Raw genomic sequence first — 17,742 nt, 5'->3', positions numbered from 1 at the left:
TCACCGATCAGCGTGTGCCCGCCTCCATCGCGACGCGAGCGAGGCGGATCGGTTCGGACGACAGCGCCAGGGGACCATCGAAGGGCCGCTCGTGCATCGCGATCACGCTGAGCGTCGTCACCATCGCGGCGGAGAACAGCGCAAGCGTCGTCGCTTGCGCGAACGGGCGCTCGCAATGGACGAGGGCGATCGATGTCAGCGTCAGGATTGCGAGCACGAGCAGCGTCAGCCACTTGCTCTCGTCACTGCGCGCGGCGCTGAGGGCGAGACGCTCGCTACGGGCCGAGCGGAGTTGCATCACCGCTTCGAGAAGGGCCGCATAGGTCGCCTCGCCCGCCTCCGCGGCCGTGCGCGGGTCGGCCGCCGTCTGGAGCAGGCGCCCGAGCGCTTGGCCGACGGCCGGGGCCGAAGCGCCATCCGCGGCCATGGAGGGCCACTCCTCCTTCACGACGGCATCGAGATAGGCGAACAGCGAGGTGCGCAGGCCGCTCATGTCCGGCGCGGAGGCGATGCTGAGATCGTAGACCGCGAGCGCGTGCGACCGCTCGGCCTGGACCACGCGGCTGGCCTGCCGCTGCCGCTCCCAGGCATCGTTGGCAACAAAGCCCGTCAGCAGTGAGAGCAGCACCGCGATCACGCCGATATAGGGCGGCACGATTCCGCCCGCGAGCAGGCGCATCCCCGACCGCGTCCACGGCAGGTTCGAGAGCAGGCTCAACAGCAGACAGAGCGCGAGGAAGACGCCCGAGAGGAGGGTGAACATCAACCAGACGGGTTGGTCGAGCCAGAGGTCGAGGATCATTGCCGAGCGGATTACGAGGACGGGCCGGCAGCGTGGCCGGCCAACCCCTCCAATTCGGTAAAGACGCCTCAGCGCCTTTCGCGGGTGGCCTCGTCCCGGCAGGGGCGGATCGTCTCCGGTGCCGGCCGCCGGTCCGGCGCGGGCGCCTCGAAGACGGCGAGATAGCCGACCCCGCCCTTCAGCCGCGTCATCGACACCTCGCGGTAGCCGACAGCCGCGAGCTCGCAGCGCAGGAGTTTGGGCGGCGTGCCGTGGCGCGAGGGGATCGCGTCGGCATCGACGATCCCGACCCGGCCGCCGGGCTTCATCGCGGCGGCGAGGTTCCAGAGCAGGCCGAAGGGCTGGGCGATCTCGTGGTACATGTGGACCAGCACCGCCGCATCGACCGAGCCGGGCGGCAGGCGCGGGTCGTGCGCCTCGCCGCGCACCAGGGTGACGTTGGACAACCCCGATTCCGCGAGCCGGCGCTCCAGATCGGTGAGGTAATCCGGCGTGATGTCCTGCGCGAGGATGCGCCCCTGCGGGCCGACATGGGGGCTCAGACGGAAGACGTAGTAGCCGCTGCCCGCGCCGATATCGGCCACCGTCTCGCCGGGGCCGATCCGCATCAGGCGGGCGACCTGCCCCACCTCATCGGCCTTGTCCCGCTCCCGCTCATGCGCCCATTGCGGCGCGACGATCTCGGCGACCGGGCGATCCGGCCTCGGGAATTGCTCGGCCGGCGCGCCGGGAGGCGCGAGCGGCTCGGCCGCGAGGGCCGGAAGCGACAGGAGGACGAGGGCGGCGGCAAAACGGGTCATGCCGGCTTCCAACGCGCAAATGCGCGGAACGCACCCGCCCGGGCGAACCTTCGTGAACTGTCCCCGTTCTGTGGAGGCAGGTCCGAACCCAGGCGCGAACGAGAACCCCATGCACAACCCGATGCTTCGCCCTCCCTTCCTTCGCCACGCGATCCTCGCGGCTTCCGCCGCCCTGGCGCTGACGCTCCTCCCGGCGAGCCTCGCCCAGGCCCAGGGCATGCCCGGCGCGACGGTCGGGCTTCCCATGGGCTCGCCCGATCCGTTCGGCCTCTCCACGGTGAACCGGCCGTCCGGATATTCCGCGGAGCCCTACGCCGAGCCCGGCATGGACCCGGCCGAGCGCCGCATCCGCCCGCGCCCGCAACGGCAGCTCAAAAGCCATCGCAATTCCGCACCGAAGCGGCGGGCACCGTTGGCCCGGCGCTGACCGTCGCGTCGGCACAGCCGTCGTCCGAACGCCGACGCTCACCGCTCATGACGATGGTTCGGCGGGTGGCCTCCGTTGACCGGCCCGCCCGCCGCCGCCATCAAGCGGCATGAGCGAGCCCATCCTCCCCGGCACGGTGGCCCCCTGGCGGGCCACCGTCCTGACCCTCTACCCGGAGATGTTTCCCGGTCCGCTGGGTCATTCGCTGTCGGGGGACGCGCTCGGCCGAGGGACGTGGAGCCTGGAGCCGCGTCAGATCCGCGAGCACGGGCTTGGCCGGCACCGCAACGTCGACGACACGCCGGCCGGCGGCGGAGCCGGGATGGTGCTGCGCTGCGACGTGCTCGGGGCCGCCATCGACGCCGCGGCGCCGGCAGACGATCCCCGCCCCCGCCTCCTCATGTCTCCGCGCGGAAGGCCGCTGACGCAGGACCGCGTGCGGGCGCTGGCCGAGGGTCCCGGTGCCATCATCGTCTGCGGCCGCTTCGAGGGTGTGGACGAGCGGGTGATCGAGGCGCGCGCGTTGGAGGAGGTCTCGATCGGCGACTACGTCCTGTCGGGCGGGGAGATCGCGGCCGTGGTGCTCATCGACGCCTGCGTGCGCCTGCTGCCCGGCGTGATGGGCAAGCACGCCTCGGGCGTCGAGGAGAGCTTCGAGGGCGGGCTGCTCGAATACCCGCACTACACCCGGCCGAGGGAGTGGGAGGGCCGGACGATTCCCGACGTGCTGATGGGCGGCAACCACGCCGCCATCGCCCGCTGGCGGGCAGAGCAGAGCCGTGCGCTGACGCGGGCGCGCCGCCCCGACCTGCTGGAGCGGGACGAACCTTAGATGGAACTTCACCACATCTATTCTTCCGGCAACTGAACCATCGTTCTGTCACCGGCAGCACACACGGCGCTGAATGCAGGAATGGCCGCTTGCATTGTGGCGCGTGATCCGTCATCTCCAGCGGCGGGACACCTCCCCCCAACGGGAGGCAACCATCTGGAAGGATGGATGACATGACGGCTCAAATGCCCGCCGCGCGTCCGCGCGTGCCTTATTTCTCGTCCGGCCCCACGACCAAGCGTCCCGGCTGGAGCCTCGATGCCCTCTCCGGTGCCGCGCTCGGCCGCTCGCACCGCTCGGCCGTCGGCAAAGCCAAGCTCGCCGAAGCCATCGAGCTGACCCGCAAGGTTCTGCGCATCCCCGCCGATTACCGGATCGGCATCGTCCCCGGCTCCGATACCGGCGCCGTCGAGATGGCGATGTGGTCGATGCTCGGCCCGAAGCCCGTCGAGGTGATGGCCTGGGATTCCTTCGGCGCCGAGTGGGTCACCGACGCGCTCAAGGAACTCCGGATCGACCCGAAGGTGCATGTCGGCGAGCACGGCATCCTGCCCAAGCTCGACGCGATCGACACCAAGAACAACGACGTCGTCTTCACCTGGAACGGCACCACCGCCGGCGTGAAGGTCCCGCACAGCGACTGGATCGCCGACGACCGCGCGGGCGTCACGATCTGCGACGCGACCTCGGCCGCCTTCGCGATGCCGCTGCCGTGGGACAAGCTCGATGTCGTCACCTATTCCTGGCAGAAGGTGATGGGCGGCGAGGCCGCGCACGGCATGCTGATCCTCTCGCCGCGCGCCGTGGCGCGCCTCGAGAGCCACACGCCGGCTTGGCCGATCCCGAAGGTGTTCCGCCTGACCAAGGGCGGGAAGCTGCTCGAGGGCATCTTCAAGGGCGAGACCATCAACACGCCGTCGATGCTCGCGGTCGAGGATTACATCGACACCCTGAATTGGGCGCAGAGCATCGGCGGCCTCGACGCGCTTCATGCGCGGGCGGACGCCAATGCGCGGGTGATCCATGACTGGGTGGCGCGCACCCCCTGGATCGGCCATCTCGCGGTGGATCCGGCGACCTACTCGAACACCGGCGTCTGCCTCGTGATCACCGACTCGGACGTGCTCGCCAAGGGCGATGCCGCGGTGAAGGCGTTCGCCGCCGCCCTCGTCACGCGGCTGGAAAAAGAAGGCGTCGCCTTCGACTTCGGTGCCTACCGCGACGCGCCGGCCGGCCTGCGCATCTGGTGCGGGGCCACCGTGGAGGCATCCGACCTCGCGGCGCTCACCCCCTGGCTCGACTGGGCCTTTGCCCAGGAGAAGGCGGCGCTCGCCGCCGCGGCGGCCTGAGGGTCTGAGACGTCATGATGGCCGGTCGCGAGACCGGCCATTTGCTTATTGACGGGCTCCAGCGATCCGCCGGTGATGTCCCGCGCGACGCGGCGACCGGCCATGCCTCCGTGAGAGGCAGCGATCCTGCGCGCCCGCATGATGCGAGGTGCTTCCCGTGCCTAAGCTCACCCAGACCAAGCCCAAGGTCCTCATCACCGACGCCCTGTCTGACGCCGCCGTCCAGATCTTCCGCGATCGCGGCATCGAGGTCGATTTCCAGCCCGGCCTCGGCAAGGACAAGGAGGCGCTGGCCGCCATCATCGGCCAATATGACGGGCTCGCCATCCGCTCCGCCACCAAGGTGACGGACAAGCTGCTGGCGCAGGCCACCCGGCTGAAGGTGATCGGCCGCGCCGGCATCGGCGTCGACACGATCGATGTGCCGGCCGCGACCGCCAGGGGCGTGATCGTGATGAACACGCCGTTCGGCAATTCGATCACCACCGCCGAGCACGCCATCGCCCTGATCTTCGCGCTCGCCCGCCAGATCCCGGCGGCGGACGCCTCCACCCAGGCCGGCAAGTGGGAGAAGAACCGCTTCATGGGCGTCGAGCTGACGGCCAAGACGCTCGGCGTCGTCGGCTGCGGAAATATCGGCGCCGTGGTCGCCGACCGGGCGATCGGGCTCAAGCTGAAGGTGATCGCCTACGATCCCTTCCTGACGCCGGAGCGCGCCTTCGAGATCGGCGTCGAGAAGGTCGAACTCGACGAGTTGCTGGCGCGGGCCGACATCATCACCCTGCACGTGCCGCTCACCGACAAGACCCGCAACCTCCTCTCGGAGGAAAACCTCGCCAAGACCAAGCGCGGCGTGCGCATCGTCAACTGCGCCCGCGGCGGCCTCGTGGACGAGATTGCGCTGCGTGCCGCCCTCGATTCCGGCCATGTCGCGGGCGCAGCCCTCGATGTGTTCGTGACCGAGCCGGCGATCGAGAACCCGCTCTTCGGCCACCCGAACGTGATCTGCACGCCGCATCTCGGCGCCGCGACCTCCGAGGCCCAGGAGAACGTCGCGCTCCAGATCGCCGAGCAGATGGCGGACTACCTCCTCAGCGGCGCCATCACCAACGCGATCAACTTCCCCTCGATCTCGGCCGAGGAGGCGCCGCGCCTCAAGCCGTTCGTCGCCCTGTGCGAAAAACTCGGCTTGTTCCTGGGCCAGCTCACGGAAGCGCCGATCAAGGGCATCCGCATCACCTACGAGGGTGCGGTGGCCGGAATGAACACCCGGGCGCTGACCTCGGCAGCGGTGACCGGCGTGCTGCGTCCGATCCTGCAAGAGGTGAACATGGTCTCGGCCCCCGTGATCGCGCGGGATCGTGGGATCGTCATCGACGAGATCAAGCGCGAGGGCGGGGCCAGCGACTACGAATCGGTGGTGCGCATCACCGTGGATGCCGAGGACATGCCGCGCGACGCCGCCGGCACCGTCTTCAACGACGGCAAGCCGCGCGTCATCGAGATCCGCGGCATCAACATCGACGCGCCCTTCGCGCCGCTGATGCTCTACGTGCGCAACCACGACAGGCCGGGCTTCGTCGGCAGCTTCGGCACCGTGCTCGGCGAGGCCGGCGTCAACCTCGCGACCTTCGCGATGGGCCGCGAGGCCGAGGGCGGCAACGCCATCGCCTTCGTGGCGGTCGATGCCGAGGTCTCTCCCGAGGTTCTGAAGGCGATCGAAGCGATCCCACAGGTGAAACGTGTCCGCCCCGTACGCTTCTGAGGCCGGCAAGCCCCCGGCTAAGGCCGGCAAGCCCCCGGCTGAGGCCACCAAGGCCCCGGCGGACGATCCCGACCGCCCCCTTCACAGCGACGGCACGGCGCTCCCCGCGCCGTCCTCCCTCCCCCCTGACCAAGAGGATCGCGCGATAGCCCGCAAATTTACCGTTCGCTGCGCCTGGAACGAGGCGGCCGGCGTCTTCTTCGTGCACGACTCGCCGGTGCCGGGCCTCGCTACGGAGGCGCCGACCATGCCGGCCCTGCTGTGCAAGCTGCCCGGCATGATCCGCGACCTGCTCGGCCTCGACGACGGCGCCTATCTCGACATCTACGTCGAACGGGTGAAGCGCTGAAAACGCCGTCGAAAGACGGCCTCGGACGGCTTGACCGCCCGGGGTCATCCTGGCGACACACTCGCGCGATGAGACATCGTCAGGCATCGCTCCGGACGGCCCTGGCCGCGGCCGAGCCGATGCTCTCACGCGCGAGCACCCCATGAAGATCGACGGCCGCCCCTACCGCACCATCTTCCCCGAGGCCGACGGCGATGCCGTCATGGTCATCGACCAGACCCGGCTGCCCTTCGCCTTCGAACTCAAGCGGCTGGCAAGCCTCGACGACGCCGCGGTGGCGATCCGCACCATGGTGGTGCGCGGCGCGCCGCTGATCGGCGTCACCGCGGCCTACGGCATGGCGCTGGCCATGCGGCAGGATGCGAGCGAGGCGGGGATCGAGCGGGCGTCCGCGACGCTCGCCGCGACCCGGCCGACCGCGATCAACCTGCGCTGGGCGCTCGACCGGATGGCCGCCGTGCTGCGCCGCGCCCCGCAATCGGCGCGTGAGGCGCTGGCCTTCACGGAGGCCGCTGCCATCGCCGACGAGGACGTCGCGAGCTGCCGCGCCATCGGCGAGCACGGTGCCAAGATCCTGTCCGAGATCGCCGCGGAGAAGGACGGGCCGGTCAACGTGCTGACCCATTGCAACGCCGGCTGGCTCGCCACGGTCGATTGGGGCACGGCGCTGGCGCCGATCTACGTCGCGCACGATGCCGGCGTGCCGGTCCACGTCTTCGTGGACGAGACCCGGCCGCGCAACCAGGGCGCGGCGCTCACCGCCTTCGAGCTCAACGCCCACGGCGTGCCGCACACCGTGATCGCCGATAATGCCGGCGGCCACCTGATGCAGCACGGGCAGGTCGATGTCTGCATCGTCGGCTCGGACCGCACCACGGCGTCGGGCGACGTCTGCAACAAGATCGGCACCTATCTGAAGGCGCTGGCCGCCACCGACAACCGCATCCCGTTCTACGCGGCGCTGCCGTTCTCGACGATCGACTGGACCCTGTCCGACGGGGTGCGCGACATCCCGATCGAGGAGCGCGACGCCCGCGAGGTCACCCATCTCACCGGCCGCACCGACGATGGCGCTTTCGCCACCGTCGCCGTGGTCTCACCGGGAAGCCCGGTGGCCAACCCGGCCTTCGACGTGACGCCCGCCCGCCTCGTCACCGGCATCATCACCGAGCGCGGCGTCTGCGACGCCTCCGAGGACGGCTTGGCCGGGCTCTATCCGGAGCGGCGCCGGGCCGCCTGACGAACGGACCGTCAATCCTTCAGCGGATCGTGGCCCCAGTTCATCAGCGACAGCCGCCAGGGTGAGTCCTCGGTCTTGGACTTGTCCTCGGGCCCGCCCTGTTTGAGGTGGCGGTTCACGTAGCCCACCACCTTCTTCATGTGGGCGTAGTCGTCGTCGCTGAGGTCGGCCTTCTTCTTGTGAAGGATCTCGACGATGCGCCGGCCCTCTTTGTGGCCGGTGGCCTCGCTGCCCTCCTTCTTCTGGCCGACCGACTGGCTCTCGTCGGTCTCCAGAAACTTTTCGAGGGCCGAGGCGGTCATGTTCACCGCGCCCTTGAAGTCCTTCCAGATCGTCTCGTGATCGTCTTTCTCGGCCATGGCGCCCCTCGTCCTCCCGGTATCGTCGGGGCGAGAACGGGGGCGTTTCGGACGCGGTTCCGGCCTCACGCCGGCTGCGCGCTTGGGACGCGCGGTCGGCCGGCGCTCAGCCGCCGCCAGCGGATCACCAGTGCCACCGAGACCACGAGAAGGCCGGCGCAGAAGCCCGCCCAGATCCCGCGTCCGCCCATGCCCGTACCCCAGGCGAGCGCCGCCCCGAGCGGTACGCCGATGCCCCAGTAGCCAAACAGCGCGATCAGCATCGGCACCTTGGTGTCCTGCAAGCCGCGTAAGGCGCCGAGCGCCACCGACTGCACGCCGTCCGAAATCGCGAACAGCGCCGAGAAGATCAGGAAGCCGGCGGCCACGGGATAGACCTGCGCCGCGCCCGGCGCCTCGGCGTCGAGGAACAGGTTGATCAGCGTGTGCGGAGCGAAAAGCTGCGCCAGCGCGCAGGCCACCATGAAGCCGAAGCCGAGCCAGAGCGCGATAGCGCCCGCGCGGCGTAGACCCGCCTGGTCCGCGGCGCCATAGGCGCGGCCGACCCGCACCGTCGCCGCCTGCCCGATGCCGTTGGGCACCATGAAGCAGGTCGCCGCGATCTGCAGTGTGATCGCGTGGGCGGCAAGCGGCAGTGTGCCGAAGGTGCCCATCGCCACCGTGGCCGCCTCGAACAACCCGGCCTCGGCGATGCCCGCTACACCCATCGGCAGGCCGACCCGCACGACGCGGGGGAGGCGCTCGGCGTCGAAGCGCCAGAGGCGAGCGAACATGCGGTGGCGGCGCAGCCCCCCGTCGAGCCGGATCACCGCGACCAGGGCAGCGATCGCCAGGAACTCAGTGACCACGGTGCCGAGCGCGACGCCGACGATGCCGAGGTCCGGCGGACCGAAGGCGAAGAAGGCCCCGAGCGCGATGTTGAGCGGAAGCGCGGCAAGGCTCACGGCGAGCGGCGGCCCCGGGCGCTGGAGTGCGGCGAGCGCGCCTTTCAGCACCATGAAGGCGAGGGCCGGGAACATCCACCATTGCAGCACCCGCATATAGGCGCCGGCCTCGCGGGCGACGGCCGGCTCCTGGTGGAGCGCGAGCAGCAGCCCTTCCGTGAACCAGAGCCCCGGCATCAGCGCGAGCGTCACGAGGAAGCCGACCCACAGGCCCGCCCGGACCGTACGCCGCACCTCGTCCGCCCCGGCGCCCGCCGCCCGCCCGACGGCCTCCGCGACGAGGGGTGCCACCGCGGAGGTGAGGCCGATGCCGCCGATGAACAGCAGCAGGTAGAGGCTAGTGGCGAGGGCGCCCGCGGCGATGGGCTCGGCGCCGAGCCGGCCGAGCAGCACCGCGTTCGAGGCGACCAGACCGTGCTGGGCGAGGTTGATGAGGACGAGCGGCGCCGACAGCTTCAGCGTCGCGCGCAGCTCGTCGAGCCAGGGCGAAGCCGGCGGCCGCCCGAGGGCGCCGGCCGCGAGGCTCGGTGAAGACGTCACGTGTTCTCAGCTCCGTTCGTTCGCTCAGGAGGCCGGAGCCGGCGCCCGATCCCCCAGGAAGCCGCCAGACTGGCGCCGCCACAGGTCGGCGTAGAGCCCGCCCCGGCGGATCAGTTCGGCGTGGGTGCCCTCCTCGACGATCCGGCCGCTGTCGATCACGATCAGCCGGTCGAGCGCGGCGATGGTCGAGAGCCGGTGGGCGATGGCCAGCACGGTCTTGTCGCCCATCAGCGTGTCGAGTGCCTCCTGGATCGCCGCCTCGACCTGGCTGTCGAGGGCACTCGTCGCCTCGTCGAGGATCAGGATCGGCGCGTCCTTGAGGATGACGCGGGCAATCGCGATGCGCTGGCGCTGCCCGCCGGAGAGCTTCACCCCGCGCTCGCCGACATGCGCGTCGTAGCCGCGCCGGCCCTTGTGGTCCACGAGGTCGAGGATGAACTCGTGGGCATGCGCCAGCCGCGCCGCCTGCTCGATCTCGGCGTCGGTGGCATCCGGGCGACCGTAGCCGATGTTGTCGCGGATCGAGCGGTGCAGCAGCGAGGTGTCCTGGCTGACCATGGCGATGGCTTGGCGCAGGGAATCCTGCGTCACCCCGGCGATGTCCTGCCCGTCGATCAGGATGTGACCGCCCTCGACGTCGTGCAGGCGCAGCAGCAGCGCGGTGATGGTGCTCTTGCCCGCGCCGCTGACGCCGACGAGCCCTACCTTTTCGCCGGGGCGGATCTGGAACGACAGATCCTCGATGATGCTGGCATCGCCCCGCCCGTAGTGGAAATCCACGTTCTCGAAGCGGATCTCGCCGCCGGTGACCTGAAGCGTCTTCGCATCGGGCGCATCGGTGAGTCCGTGCGGACGGGCGATGGTCTGCATGCTCTCCTGGATCACGCCGACATTCTCGAACACGCCGCGCACGGTCTGCATCACCCAGCCCGACATCGCCATCAGCCGCAGGATCAGCGCGAGACCGGCCGAGGCCTCGCCGGTCGTCAGCGCACCGCGCTGCCACAGCGCGAAGCAGACGGCCGCGGTGGCGAACAGGAGCAGGCTGTTGAGCCCCGCCAGCAGGCTCGTCGTCAGCGTGGTGAGCCGGAACTGGTGGAGATAGGCGCGGGTGTGGGTATCGACCGCATCGCGCACGGTGGCGCGCTCCTCGCGGTCGCGGGCAAACAGCTTGACGGTGAGGATGTTGGTGTAGCTGTCGACCACCCGGCCGATCAGGGTCGAGCGGGTCTCGGCGGTGAGGTGCGAGCGCTTGCGGGCGCGCGGCACGAACCACGCCGTCAGCCCGGCATAGGCCACCACCCAGAGGACGACGGGAAGCGCCAGCCAGCCGGAGATCGAGGAGAACAGCCCGATCGCGGTGACCGCGTAGATCGCCACGTAGAGCAGCGTGTCGATGAACACGACGGCGAGTTCGCGCACCGCCGGTCCGACCTGCACCGTGCGGTTGGCGAGCCGCCCGGCGAAATCCGCCTGGAAGTACGAGAGCGAGTGGCCCAGCGTGTAGAGGTGGGTCCGCCAGCGGATCTGGTTGGTCGATTGCGGCACGATGAGCTGGTTCGAGGCCAGCTCGTGCAGGAAGGCCGCCAGCGGGCGCACCACGAGGAGCAGCAGCGCGGCGAGCGTCAGCGGCACGGCGTTGTCGCTCAGCACCGTGGTGCGGTCGGCCGCGTTCATCAGGTCGATGAACCAGCGCATGAGCAGGTAGAGCGACGCCTCGATGCCGCCCGCGACCACGGCGATGACGAACAGGGCCAGCAGCGCGAAGCGGATCGGCCGCAGATAGAACCCTGCGAAACCGAGCACCGTCTTCGGCGGCACGCGCCGGTCGTCGAAGGGCGCGAACGGATCGATGCGGCGCTCGAGCCAATCGAGGAACATGTTTTTGTGAAACCAAGTGAGGAATGAGAGGCTGAGGTAAGCCTCCTTGACGCCGGGCCAACCCTGCGCCCATGCCGCAGGCAAGACCCTGCCCTGCCTTGCCCTAACTCGCCTCGCCCCTTCGCAATCCCTCCCCGCTGATGCTGCGCCTCGCCCTCTACCAGCCCGACATCCCGCAGAACACGGGCACGATGCTGCGCATGTCCGCCTGCCTCGGGATCGCCGTGGAGATCATCGAACCGGCGGGTTTCGACGTGTCCGACCGGCACCTACGCCGCTCGGGGCTCGACTATCTCGACCACGTCGCGATCACCCGGCACCGTTCCTGGGACGCCTTCGAGGCGTGGCGGCGCGAGACCGGTATCCGCCTCGTGCTCGCCACGACCACCGGCTCGGTGCCCTACACGCAGCACGCGTTCCGCGACGGCGACTGCCTGCTGATGGGCCGCGAATCCGCCGGCGTGCCGGAAGCGGTTCACGCGGCCGCCGATGCCCGCGTGGTGGTGCCGATCCGGCCGGGCCTGCGCTCGCTCAACGTTGCGGTCTGCGCGGCGATGATGCTGGGCGAGGCGATCCGGCAAGTCGGATGAAGGGCAGGTGATCAGGTGGGGCCGAGCGCGTCCGCTGCACCCGCTGATGGCCGCTGACGCCAAGGAGCACGGCTGCGTTCGGAGCGGATGGGCAGAGCCTGCCTCGGAACCTTACGGCTACGTTGCCCCCCTGCGACAAGGGCCCTCTCTATTGCAAATGTTAACTCAGACTTCACGAGGCACGTTGCTGAATAAGTTTTAGGCGTTCTGCCGAATTTTAGGATAGTTCAATGAATATTTTCAGCAACGCGAAGCTATTAGTTAAGATTGCATTACCATTCGCATTGACTCTGATGATCAGTGCCGGCCTGATCGTCTATGCCCGCGACGTGATGCGCGGCCTCTCGGAACAGACCGCCCGGATCGTCGACGTCCAGGCCGTGCGCCTCGACGCGCTGTTGCATATGCGGGGCGGCATCACCGAGGCCGCGGTAATGGACCGCAACATGTTGCTCGAGAGCGATCCGCAGAACAAGGCTCGCTTCCGGACGCGCCAGCAGGCCGACATGACCGAGGCGCGGGAGGGCGCCGAGCGGCTTCTCACCTTGGCCGACACGCCCGAGCGGCGGGCCGCCAACGAGGCCGTGCGGCGCGATATCGAGAGCTTCTTCGCGACGCTCGATCGCGTCTACGACCTCGGCCTGCGTCAGCAGGGGGACGAGGCCTTCCGGATCGCGCGGGATGTCGGCATCCCGGCGCGGCTCAAGCTGAACGAATGGATGCAGAACCGCTCCACGCTGCTGGCCAGCGAGCTTGCCGCGGCGAAGGTGAAGGCAACGGAGGACGCCGATCGCGGCACCGCCATGCTCATCAGCTTCGCGGTCGTGGGCCTGCTGGGAGCGATGGCGCTGGCCGGTTCGATCGTCGTGCTCTCGATCACCCGCCCGCTCGGAAGCCTGGTGGGCGTCCTCCAGCGGATGGCGCGCGGCGAGATCGAGGCCGAGATCAAGGAGGCCGCCCGCGGCGACGAGATCGGTGCGGTCGGCCGGGCCGTCGAGGGCATCAAGGCCATGGTGGCCCGCAAGGCGGCCGAGGAGGCCGAGGTGCGTCGGCGCGCGGATGAAGCTGCAGCGGCCGAGCGCAAGCGCACGATGGTCGAACTGGCCGACGGCTTCGAGGCGGCGGTCGGCGGCATCGTCGGCATGGTGTCCGCCTCGGCGACCGAGCTGCAGGCCACCGCGCAGCAGATGACCGCAACCGCCACCGAGACGGCCTCGCAATCCACGACCGTCGCCGCAGCCGCCGAGGAAGCCGCCTCCAATGTCGGCACGGTCGCCGCCGCCGCCGAGGAGCTGGGGGTTTCCGTCCAGGAAATCGGTCGTCAGGTGCAGGGCTCGTCCGGGTTGGCCCAGGCCGCCGTGGGCGAGGCCGACCAGACCACCCACTTGGTTCAGGCGCTGCGGACGACCTCGGCCCGGATCGGCGACATGGTCGGGCTGATCTCCAACATCGCCTCCCAGACCAACCTGCTCGCGCTGAACGCCACGATCGAGGCGGCGCGGGCGGGTGAAGCCGGTCGCGGCTTCGCGGTCGTGGCCACGGAGGTCAAGGAACTCGCCAGCCAGACCGCGCGCGCCACCGAGGAGATCTCGGGTCAGATCGGCGAGATCCAGGGCGTCACGGATCAGGCCGTCGCGGCAATCGGCGTGATCACGAGCCGGATCCGCGAGATCAACAATGTCGCGGCCGGGATCGCCGCAGCGGTCGAGCAACAGGGCGCCGCCACGCAGGAAATCGTGCGCAACGTGGCACAGGCCTCCAGCGGCACCTCCGAGGTGACGCGCAACATCTCCGGGGTCGCCCAGGCTTCGGAGGAGACCGGCATCGCCGCGAGCCAGGTGCTCACCTCCTCCGCCGAGCTGTCGCGACAATCCGAACACCTGTCGGCGGAGGTGCAGCGCTTCCTCTCGACCGTCCGGGCCGCCTGACCCACGCACCACGGCACGACCGAGAGACCTCGCCCCAACGGGCGAGGTCTTTTTTGTTGTCGCCCGATCCGTCGACCGGCGAATCGCAGAGCGACCTCGCGCCGCCGTCGCGTGACAGCCCAATGACCGCAGCGCTACGCCAGCCCGCCGGGCTAGGATCGATGTGCCCCAGCACACTCAGTGCGAGCAAGAACGCTCGAATGTTACAGCCGAAGCGTGTGCGTCGCTTGAAGACACCAAACGGTGTTTTAGCTTCGATTCGTGACCCGCTCAGGAACCCTTCCCTCTCGCCTCACCTACCGGCTCCTTCCCGAGCCGGACGATCTCGCAGCGGTGTTCGCCCTGCTCGCGGCCTATCGGCGGATGCTCTTCCTGCTCGAAGAGATCCGCCGTGAGCATGGCCTGCGCGCCAACGTCGTCGCCCTGATCGAGCACGGCTACCAGCGGGTGCGGGACGAGACCGGACTGCCCGCGCGGCTCGTGACGCTCGGCATCCGCGACTTCGCCCAGCGCGCCGCCGGGTTCGACCCCGAGACGGTCACGTCGATGCCGCTCGACGACAAGCTGTTCAGCGTGAAGGGCGCCTCGGAGATCGCGCTGACCACGATGAACGGCCGGCGCACGATGCCCTACCGCGTCGAGGGCTACGACGGCCCCTGGCGCGAACTCTCCAGCGCCCGCCTCACCATCGCGGGCGACGCGCTCACCATCCAGGTGGGCGTCTCCGTCACCGCACCGCAGGAGGAGACCCGCATGACTGAGAACATCCTGACCCGTGTCGGCCGGATCATCGGCGGCCTCTCCAACGCCGCCCTCGAAGCGGTGGAGGACCGCAACGGCCTCGCGGTGGCCGAGCAGGCGCTGCGCGAGATCGACGCCGTCATCCACGAGGCCCGGCTCGACCTCGGCAAGATCAAGGCCGAGGAACACCGGCTCTCCGCCCGGCGCGGCCAGCTCGACGGCGAGTTGCGGGCGCTGCCCGAGAAGCTGTCGCTGGCGCTCTCGAACGGGCGCGAGGACCTGGCGCGGGCTGGCATCGCGCGGCAACTCGACCTGGAGAGCCAGATCGAGGCGATCGATTCGAGCCTTGCCGACGTCGCCGAGCGGCACGGGGCGGCGACAAAAGCGATGCAGGCGGCCACCGCCGCCCGGCGCGACGCCGAGCACCGCATCGCGCTCCTGCGCAAACCCCCGGCCAAGGCGGCCGATCCGCTCGACGGCTACGGCAGCGAGGAGGCGACGCGCACCCGCCAGCTCGAACAATCGCTGCGGGCGATCGACCGGGTCACCGGAACTGCCTCGGCGGTCGCCGACCCCTCGGTCGAGGAACTGGATCGTCTCCACCGCGACGACGCCATCGAGCGCCGGCTCGCGGCGCTCAAGCAGGGCCGGCCCTCATGACTTCGCTGGTGGGACCCCTCGCCGGCCCCGCCCTGTTCCCCTTCACCCTGGCGGCGGTGGTGATGGCCGGCCTCGTCGCGGTGGAGGCTCTGTCCCTCCTCCTCGGGCAGTCCCTCTCGGGGCTGGTGGACGGTGCTCTCGGTCACGAGGCGGGAGGCGGCGGCGACCTGACGAGCGCGGCGGATGCGGACGCCGCCTTCTCGCCCGCCGCGGTGATGTCGTGGATCAATCTCGGCCGGGTGCCCTTCCTGATCCTTCTGATCCTGGCACTCGCCGTCTTCGCCCTCGCGGGCTTCGTGGTGCAGGGCCTCGCCGCAGCCGTCATCGCGCCCCTGCCCGCCCTCCTGGCGGTTCCGGTCGCCGGGGCGGCGACGCTGCCGACCCTGCGGGTCTCGACCAAGGCCATCGCCCGGCTGATCCCGCGGGACGAGAGCTACGTCGTGAGCGCCGATGACCTGATCGGCGCGACCGCGGAGGTCACCCTCGGGCCGCTCGACCAAGGCCTTCCGGGCCAAGTCCGGGCATTGGACCGCCACGGCAACACCCACTTCCTGCGCACCCGCGCCGCGCCCGGAGCCCCGGCCATGGAAGCCGGCGCCCGCGTCCTGATCGTGGACCGGGCCGACGCCGTCTACGTCGCGGTGCCCGCCGCGCCGGATCTCTGATCGCTTCTTCTCCCCCCACCGAAAGGGTCGCTCACGATGGATTTGATCAGCCCCGGCATCGTCAACCTGCTGGTGATCGCCGGCATCATCGTCGTCGCGTTGCTCGGCATCGGATTCGTGTTCAGCCGGCTCTATCGGCGCACCACGCGGGACACCGCCTTCGTCCGCACGGGTCTCGGCGGGCGCAAGGTCGTGGTCGATGGCGGCGCGGTGCTGCTGCCGGTGTTCCACTCCATCGCCATGGTGAACCTCAACACCCTGCGCCTCGAAGTGAAGCGCTCCGGCAACGAGTCGCTGATCACCAAGGACCGTCTGCGGGCCGACATCACCGTCGAATTCTACGTCCGCGTGGAGCCCAAGGAAGAATCGATCGCGCTCGCCGCCCAGACGCTGGGTGACCGCACCAACGACGCGATGCTGCTGCGCGAGCTGATCGAGGCGAAGTTCGTCGATGCCCTGCGCTCGGTTGCCGCCGGCATGACCTTGCCCGACCTGCAGGAGAAGCGCGCCGCCTTCGTGAAGGGCGTGCAGGAGGCGGTCTCGGGCGACCTGCGCCACAACGGCCTCGAACTCGAATCCGCCTCGCTGACCCGCCTCGACCAGACCTCGATCGAGCATTTCAACCCGGACAACTCGTTCGACGCGGAAGGCCTCGCGCGGTTGAAGGAGATCACCGAGCAGCGCCGCAAGGAGCGCAACGCCACCGAGCGCGACGCCGAGGTCGCGGTGGCCGAGAAGGACCGCGAGACCGCGCTCAAGCAGCTCGAGATCAAGCGCACCACCCGCGAGGCGGAACTCGCCCAGGAGCGCGACATCGCCAACAAGACCGCCGAGACCCGGGCCGAGACCGCCCAGGCCGAGCAGCGCGCCCAGCAGAGCGAGGAGACCGCGCGGATCGAGCGCGAGCAGGTGGTCCGTCTGCGCGAGGCCGAGGCGCGCAAGAACTCGGAGGGCGCGCGGATCGAGGCGGATCTGGCCATCGCCCAGCGCAACGCGGAGGCCGAGCGCGAGCGTCAGCTCATCCTTCAGGACAACGCCATCAAGATCGCCGAGCGCTCCGAGAAGGAGTCGCAGGCCCGTGCCGCTGCCAAGGCGGCGGAGGCGCTCGCCGTGGCCGCGGAGGAGCGCGTCGCCACGGCCAAAGCCAAGGAGATCGCCGAGCGTGAGCGCGAGGTCACCGTCATCGCCGCCAAGCAGGAGGCCGAGCGGGAGGCGACCGGCGTCACCGTGACGGCGGAGGCCGAGCGGCGCGCCGCCGAAGACCGGGCCAACGCCATCATCACCCTCGCCGAGGCCGAGGCGACCGCTGCCGCCTCGCGGGCGGAGGCCATTGCCAAGCTCGGACAGGCCGAGGCCGAGCGCGAGCGGGTGATGAACGAGGCCCGCAACGCGCTGTCGGCCGAGGCCCGCGCTTTCGAGACGAACCTCAAGCGCCTCGGCATCATCCCGGATGCCCTGCGCGAGAGCATGCGGGCGGTGGAGAAGATCGACTCGATCCGCATCTTCGATGCGGGCGGGATGATGGGCGGCGGCAACGGCGCGGGCGGCGTCTCGGCCAATTTCGGCGACAGCCTTTCGGGCCACCTGCTGCGCTACCAGTACAACAGCCCGATCCTCGGCGCGATTTTGAACGAGGCGGGCTTCGCCGAGGGCAAGGGCAGCCTCGATACCTTGGTCGGCGGGCTGCGGAACGGCACGGCCGTCGAGCCGGCCGCCAACGGGCATGCCGCCGCAGCCGAGTGACCGAAAAGAAACAGCGAAGCAGGAATGTGCACAGGCATGATCTCCCCGAAGCTCACGCCTGATGCTTGAAGCTAAACCCGGATCACCTTGAAGACTTGAATCGTTCTATTTCCAGAAACGTAACCTG

Annotated in this window: 16 protein-coding genes; 11 read left to right on the top strand and 5 right to left on the bottom strand. The window is 69.7% G+C overall.

The window, feature by feature from the left end; all coding sequences use genetic code 11:
• Positions 1-7: 7 nt before the first annotated feature.
• Positions 8-802 (bottom strand): bestrophin-like domain, encoded by a 795-nt coding sequence (locus tag M2437_RS05015; protein WP_238509414.1) that lies wholly within the window; start codon positions 800-802, stop codon positions 8-10.
• A gap of 68 nt (positions 803-870) precedes the next feature.
• Complete coding sequence (locus M2437_RS05010; RefSeq protein WP_253389553.1) at positions 871-1,602, bottom strand: class I SAM-dependent methyltransferase; 732 nt, start codon at positions 1,600-1,602, stop codon at positions 871-873.
• A 109-nt stretch (positions 1,603-1,711) separates the two neighbouring features.
• Here M2437_RS05010 and M2437_RS05005 point away from each other — a divergent pair, with 109 nt between their 5' ends.
• The 6 genes from M2437_RS05005 to mtnA all read left to right on the top strand — a co-directional run bounded on the left by M2437_RS05005 (position 1,712) and on the right by mtnA (position 7,564).
• A complete protein-coding gene (locus tag M2437_RS05005; protein ID WP_253389552.1) occupies positions 1,712-2,029 on the top strand; it encodes a hypothetical protein in 318 nt (105 codons plus the stop codon).
• 109 nt (positions 2,030-2,138) lie between these two features.
• On the top strand, positions 2,139-2,861 hold the full coding sequence (gene trmD, locus M2437_RS05000) for a tRNA (guanosine(37)-N1)-methyltransferase TrmD (protein WP_253389551.1): 723 nt from the start codon (positions 2,139-2,141) through the stop codon (positions 2,859-2,861).
• A 173-nt stretch (positions 2,862-3,034) separates the two neighbouring features.
• Complete coding sequence (locus M2437_RS04995; protein WP_012252410.1) at positions 3,035-4,210, top strand: phosphoserine transaminase; 1,176 nt, start codon at positions 3,035-3,037, stop codon at positions 4,208-4,210.
• 157 nt (positions 4,211-4,367) lie between these two features.
• Complete coding sequence (gene serA / locus M2437_RS04990; protein ID WP_253389550.1) at positions 4,368-5,975, top strand: phosphoglycerate dehydrogenase; 1,608 nt, start codon at positions 4,368-4,370, stop codon at positions 5,973-5,975.
• Positions 5,953-6,324, top strand: a complete 372-nt coding sequence (locus M2437_RS04985) for a DUF1902 domain-containing protein (RefSeq protein WP_253389549.1) — start codon at positions 5,953-5,955, stop codon at positions 6,322-6,324. Before serA ends, M2437_RS04985 begins: the two co-directional genes overlap by 23 nt.
• Before the next feature lie 142 nt (positions 6,325-6,466).
• Positions 6,467-7,564, top strand: coding sequence for an S-methyl-5-thioribose-1-phosphate isomerase (gene mtnA / locus M2437_RS04980; protein ID WP_253389548.1), 1,098 nt, complete (start codon positions 6,467-6,469; stop codon positions 7,562-7,564).
• Positions 7,565-7,575: 11 nt separating this feature from the next.
• On the opposite strand, the gene M2437_RS04975 is transcribed toward mtnA, so the two are convergent.
• From M2437_RS04975 to M2437_RS04965, 3 genes are all read right to left on the bottom strand, one after another.
• Positions 7,576-7,923, bottom strand: a complete 348-nt coding sequence (locus M2437_RS04975) for a DUF3140 domain-containing protein (protein WP_253389547.1) — start codon at positions 7,921-7,923, stop codon at positions 7,576-7,578.
• A gap of 65 nt (positions 7,924-7,988) precedes the next feature.
• Positions 7,989-9,407, bottom strand: a complete 1,419-nt coding sequence (locus M2437_RS04970; RefSeq protein WP_253389546.1) for an MATE family efflux transporter — start codon at positions 9,405-9,407, stop codon at positions 7,989-7,991.
• Between the two features lie 24 nt (positions 9,408-9,431).
• Complete coding sequence (locus M2437_RS04965; protein WP_253389545.1) at positions 9,432-11,288, bottom strand: ABC transporter ATP-binding protein; 1,857 nt, start codon at positions 11,286-11,288, stop codon at positions 9,432-9,434.
• Positions 11,289-11,428: 140 nt separating this feature from the next.
• Here M2437_RS04965 and M2437_RS04960 point away from each other — a divergent pair, with 140 nt between their 5' ends.
• The 5 genes from M2437_RS04960 to M2437_RS04940 all read left to right on the top strand — a co-directional run bounded on the left by M2437_RS04960 (position 11,429) and on the right by M2437_RS04940 (position 17,615).
• On the top strand, positions 11,429-11,878 hold the full coding sequence (locus tag M2437_RS04960; protein WP_012252416.1) for a tRNA (cytidine(34)-2'-O)-methyltransferase: 450 nt from the start codon (positions 11,429-11,431) through the stop codon (positions 11,876-11,878).
• Between the two features lie 230 nt (positions 11,879-12,108).
• Complete coding sequence (locus M2437_RS04955) at positions 12,109-13,806, top strand: methyl-accepting chemotaxis protein (protein ID WP_253389544.1); 1,698 nt, start codon at positions 12,109-12,111, stop codon at positions 13,804-13,806.
• A gap of 261 nt (positions 13,807-14,067) precedes the next feature.
• The gene (locus M2437_RS04950; RefSeq protein ID WP_253389543.1) at positions 14,068-15,207 is read left to right on the top strand and encodes a PspA/IM30 family protein; all 1,140 of its coding nucleotides are present in this window, start codon (positions 14,068-14,070) and stop codon (positions 15,205-15,207) included.
• Positions 15,204-15,872 carry an OB-fold-containig protein gene (locus tag M2437_RS04945; protein WP_253389542.1) on the top strand — a complete coding sequence of 223 codons (669 nt, stop codon included), beginning with the start codon at positions 15,204-15,206 and terminating at the stop codon, positions 15,870-15,872. The genes M2437_RS04950 and M2437_RS04945 overlap by 4 nt, the downstream gene beginning before the upstream one ends.
• 36 nt (positions 15,873-15,908) lie before the next feature.
• Positions 15,909-17,615 carry a flotillin family protein gene (locus tag M2437_RS04940; protein WP_056154274.1) on the top strand — a complete coding sequence of 569 codons (1,707 nt, stop codon included), beginning with the start codon at positions 15,909-15,911 and terminating at the stop codon, positions 17,613-17,615.
• Positions 17,616-17,742: the final 127 nt, after the last annotated feature.

The organism is Methylorubrum pseudosasae (genome assembly GCF_029504475.1).
Taxonomy (GTDB): domain Bacteria; phylum Pseudomonadota; class Alphaproteobacteria; order Rhizobiales; family Beijerinckiaceae; genus Methylobacterium; species Methylobacterium extorquens.
This window is presented reverse-complemented; position numbering and strand designations above follow the sequence as displayed.

Coding starts and splice junctions, on each gene's coding strand:
- M2437_RS05015 (WP_238509414.1), bottom strand. CDS start 802: ATGATCCTCGACCTCTGGCTCGACCAACCCGTCTGGTTGATGTTCACC.
- M2437_RS05010 (WP_253389553.1), bottom strand. CDS start 1,602: ATGACCCGTTTTGCCGCCGCCCTCGTCCTCCTGTCGCTTCCGGCCCTC.
- M2437_RS05005 (WP_253389552.1), top strand. CDS start 1,712: ATGCACAACCCGATGCTTCGCCCTCCCTTCCTTCGCCACGCGATCCTC.
- trmD (WP_253389551.1), top strand. CDS start 2,139: ATGAGCGAGCCCATCCTCCCCGGCACGGTGGCCCCCTGGCGGGCCACC.
- M2437_RS04995 (WP_012252410.1), top strand. CDS start 3,035: ATGACGGCTCAAATGCCCGCCGCGCGTCCGCGCGTGCCTTATTTCTCG.
- mtnA (WP_253389548.1), top strand. CDS start 6,467: ATGAAGATCGACGGCCGCCCCTACCGCACCATCTTCCCCGAGGCCGAC.
- M2437_RS04975 (WP_253389547.1), bottom strand. CDS start 7,923: ATGGCCGAGAAAGACGATCACGAGACGATCTGGAAGGACTTCAAGGGC.
- M2437_RS04965 (WP_253389545.1), bottom strand. CDS start 11,288: ATGTTCCTCGATTGGCTCGAGCGCCGCATCGATCCGTTCGCGCCCTTC.
- M2437_RS04960 (WP_012252416.1), top strand. CDS start 11,429: ATGCTGCGCCTCGCCCTCTACCAGCCCGACATCCCGCAGAACACGGGC.
- M2437_RS04955 (WP_253389544.1), top strand. CDS start 12,109: ATGAATATTTTCAGCAACGCGAAGCTATTAGTTAAGATTGCATTACCA.
- M2437_RS04945 (WP_253389542.1), top strand. CDS start 15,204: ATGACTTCGCTGGTGGGACCCCTCGCCGGCCCCGCCCTGTTCCCCTTC.
- M2437_RS04940 (WP_056154274.1), top strand. CDS start 15,909: ATGGATTTGATCAGCCCCGGCATCGTCAACCTGCTGGTGATCGCCGGC.